We start from the raw sequence: 4,301 nt of genomic DNA on the forward strand, positions 1-4,301 counted from the left end.
CTTTTTGAGATAATATTCTTCACGATAAACAAAAAGCACAATATCGGCATCTTGTTCAATGGAACCTGATTCTCGTAGATCTGCAAGCTGTGGACGTTTATCTGTTCGGTTTTCAACTTGGCGTGATAATTGTGAAAGAGCAATGATGGGAATATTAAGTTCTTTGGCCAAAGCTTTAAGCCCCATGGTAATCGCTGTCATTTCTTGAACGCGGTTTTCTGAAGAACGCTTTGAACCGCTTGTCATGAGTTGGATATAATCGATAATCAAAACATCTAGACCATGTTGTCGTTTGAGACGCCTTGCACGGGCGGCTAATTGGGCAAGGAATATCCCCCCTGTTTGATCGATGTAAAGGGGTGCGGTTTGTACCTGATACGTTGTATGGATAATTTTTGCAAATTGCGCTTCTGAGAGATTTCCTCGTCGAATATCAGAGGAAGAGACCTCTGTTTGTTCAGAGATAATGCGGGTTGCAAGCTGTTCGGATGACATTTCTAATGAGAAAAAGCCAATGATCCCCCCTTCATTTTGTTGTGTATTGGTATCACGCTTGCAAGCATTGGCAATGTTAAAGGCAATGTTGGTCGCTAGTGCGGTTTTTCCCATACTAGGGCGCCCCCGCTAGAATAATCAAATCGGATGGCTGCAACCCTCCCATTTTTTCATCCAAAGTGTTTATACGGGTCGCTAACCCAGAAAGCTGTGAGGAACGCTTTTTGGCARCACTTGCCATGTCCAGTGCTTTTGCAATGGCTGTATCAAAGTTTTCAAACCCACCCCCATATTTGCCTTTGTCGGCGAGTTCAAACAATTGATGTTCAATCRTTTCAATTTGTTGTGTTGGTGTAAACTCTAAGGGAGCCTCAAAGGCTGTATTGACAACTTGATTGCCAAGATTAATCAAGGAGCGTCGRATAAAAAGATCATAGATRACCYGTCCATAATCTTCAGTATTAATAATTGTCACCGCTTCTTTGGCTAAACGGACAACGTAATGGAAGATGGTGATATCGCCAATTGTTTCTTCGGCTGGAATAAAGGATTTAAGGGTAACAGGGTTTGCAACTTTACCTTTTTTGATCATATGCAAAATAGTAGAAAAGATTTTTTGATGAAGAGTTTCAAAAAAATACCCTGCTTTGCTGCTTTGAAAATGAACGAAACCATCTGCCTCTCATAAAATGACATTAAATATTAAAAAATCATTTTTTAATATAATAAACTAAAAATACACTATGAACTAACTTAAATATTACACATATTAATATACATTCAAATTTAATTTTGACAAAAAAAGCAAAAAAAATTATCAAAGCTATGTGTTATTAAAATAAAAGCGATATCTATTTTCTGTTCTTCTTTTGAAGTCCGCGGAGAAGTAAATATTAGGGGCTTTAAAAGGAGAGTGTTTATGTATAAAAAATTCCTTCTGTCATCTATGGCGACAGCAGCTATTGTGCTGTTTAATGTTCAATTCAGTGCATACGCTAAATCCCTTAAAGTTGCTGATGGAAAAACAGTAACACACTCAAACATAAGTCACAATGCATACGCTATAACAGCTGAAGGCTCTAACACTGCGATTGAATTACTGGATAACACAACAATTAAAGGAACTACTTTTGACATTCTCTTTGGTCTTGAAGCAAAAGATGGTGCTACACTGAAAATGATCGGGGGAGACATTACAGTTTCTCGCATAGGCGCTAACTTCTCGAACAGCAAGAGTGATGAAAACAAGCTAAAAAATGTGAAAATATCAAGAAGTAAAAATAAAAAAACTCTTATTACAGGAATAGTTACTGATAAAGAAAGTAATGTCACTTTAGAAGATGTAACCGTTACACAAGCAAACCACGGCGTAGTTGCATATAATCAATCTCAAATAACGATCTCTGGAGGATCATATAAAGGAAAAAACGTAGGGGTATATGCTGGAAGCGGCAGCAAAATTACTTTAATCAGCAGTAGAGAAGGCACTCTCCAAATTACGTCATCATCAAATGGGAGAGTGCTCTATACAAATGGTTTACATTCTAGCATCACAATGACAGAAGGAACAGTATCTGGAGAAGCAGCATTAATTGCAGAAAACGGTGGACACATTAAGATCACTGATGTTTCTCTAACAACAAATGGCCATGTGATCGCTGCAGCAGCCGATAGCTTTGATAGTATGATTGAATTGTATGAGAATACAACGATTAACAATACCAGAGCTGGACTTTTGGCAAATAACGGTGGCAGAATTAAAATGGTCTGAGGAACTATTATGGCTTCTGCAACTGGCGTCGGCTTTGTGAATAGTAAGAGCGATGAAAATAAACTGGAAAACGTAATAATATCGACCGATAAAGAGAAAAATTCAGGCAACGGGATAAGGTTAGAGAAAGAAAGTGCCGTTACTTTAAAAAATGTAAAAGTGACTCAAACAGGCAACAGCATAATTGCAAATAATCATTCTAAAATAATAATTTCTGGAGAATCATTTGATTCAAGCTATGCAACGATATGTGCTCAAAACGGCAGCAGTATTATATTAACTGACAATGCTCAAATTACATCATATGATAACAGTGGACTATATGCAAAAGACTCAAAATCTACCATTACCATAACGGGAGGAACAATGACGGGGAACACAGCATTGTTTGCAGAAAAGGGTGGACATATTAAAGCCACGAATGTCATTCTAACAGCAATAGATAGTAATGAAACCACCGGTGTAGTAAGCCAAGATATGGGTAGTTTGGTTGAGTTATATGGGAATACCACAATTAAAAATGCTGAAATCGGACTTTATGCAGAAAATGGTAGTACAACCAAAATGAGTGGAGGAACAATAATTGCTAAAAAAGATGCATTTGTTGTAAACAATAATAGAGTATTGATCTAACAAATGTGTCTGCTACAGCAGAAAACATAGGTATGATATTTGAAAAATCCAAGAATAATAAAACATCCGAAATCAATTTAACCAATACAAAACTTCACATTAAAAACGGTACTGGAATTAATTCAAATGCATCAATTGGCAAAGCTAATCTCAGAAATTCTGAAATTCATGCCGATGTTTTATTAGCAACTAAAGATTCAACTAAAAAAAATAATTTTATTTTTACATTAAACGCTGATCATTCCATATTAGAAGGCAAAGCAAACATTGTACCAAAGAGAAACGTACACTTTAACCTGAAAAATAGTACACAATGGATATTAAAAACCAGCAAGCAAGAAAAAGATACAGATGGGAAACTCCTTGATATTGCTCAAAGAGCACGTTCTGATATTTCTGTACTAAATCTCGAAAACAGCTCTATTTTTTATACAAAACCAATAGAAGATCATTACCACACACTGCATATAGGTTCAGGAAAACCAAATACCAAAGCTGTCTATAATGCAAAAGGCAATGCACAGATTTCTTTTAATACTTTGTGGAGTAATCGTGCACCAACAGCAGAAAAAAACCGATCGTCTTCTGATTTATGGTGATGTTTCAGGCACTACATTGATTTATGTCACTGCACATTTAGAAAAGAACAATATTGAAACAAATACTTTTGCTCCTAGCAACATGGACGGTCTTTCACTAATCAAAGTTTTTGGAAAAGCAAATCAGAACTCTTTTAAACTCGCAAATGGCTATATCACAATAAATGGTTCGCCTTATAAATATATACTGAAAGCTTATGGGCCAACATCAAACCATAATAAAAAAGTACTAAAAAAAGTCTTGTAGAAAAAAATAAAAACTTTTGGGATTTTCGCTTACAACCAACACTTCTTGATAGTGACTCAGCAGTAAAAACTGTTGTGCCATAAATACAAAGCTCTTTGATAATGCTAAATGCCCTTTTCTACACGGGATTGACAAATATGGCTAAACAGAACGTTCTGTTAGCCTATATTAGAATAACTGAAAAATGCAAAAATGTTGTCGATCTCCACGACTGTTGGAAAACAATTTGCAACAGGTATTCAAGACGTAATATTTGAACCACAAGCACAACTTGCTTATCAACATTTGATGTTTGATACCATTAAAAATGCTGATAATCTAACCATTGACATGCAAAATCCTTCTCAATGGTTGATCCGTGTTGGTGGACGTTTAACCAAAACCATTGCCACAGAAAACAACCGTCCTATGTCTTTTTATGGAAAAGTAAACTTGATCAAAACCTTTGGTGATGATCAAGCAATCCATATTGATAAGGATTATAAACGTGACCCCTCAGGGACTTCCCTTGAAGGTGGGCTTGGTATTAGTGCACAATTGTCCACTAATCTCTCCC

At 36.2% G+C, this 4,301-nt stretch carries 2 protein-coding genes and 2 pseudogenes; 3 read left to right on the forward strand and 1 reads right to left on the reverse strand.

What is annotated here, in order from left to right; all coding sequences use genetic code 11:
* A pseudogene (locus tag CEV08_RS08905) lies at positions 1-1,144 on the reverse strand (replicative DNA helicase); the annotation flags it as partial.
* 270 nt (positions 1,145-1,414) lie between these two features.
* On the opposite strand from CEV08_RS08905, the gene CEV08_RS08910 reads away from it, so the two are divergent.
* From CEV08_RS08910 to CEV08_RS10310, 3 genes and pseudogenes are all read left to right on the forward strand, one after another.
* Entirely contained in the window at positions 1,415-2,266 is an 852-nt protein-coding gene (locus CEV08_RS08910; RefSeq protein ID WP_100131251.1) for a hypothetical protein, read from the forward strand.
* Between the two features lie 9 nt (positions 2,267-2,275).
* The gene (locus CEV08_RS08915) at positions 2,276-2,899 is read left to right on the forward strand and encodes a NosD domain-containing protein (RefSeq protein WP_100131252.1); all 624 of its coding nucleotides are present in this window, start codon (positions 2,276-2,278) and stop codon (positions 2,897-2,899) included.
* Positions 2,900-3,030: 131 nt separating this feature from the next.
* Positions 3,031-4,301: pseudogene (locus CEV08_RS10310) on the forward strand (autotransporter outer membrane beta-barrel domain-containing protein); the annotation flags it as partial.

Source organism: Bartonella tribocorum (genome assembly GCF_002778015.1).
GTDB classification, from domain to species: domain Bacteria; phylum Pseudomonadota; class Alphaproteobacteria; order Rhizobiales; family Rhizobiaceae; genus Bartonella; species Bartonella tribocorum_B.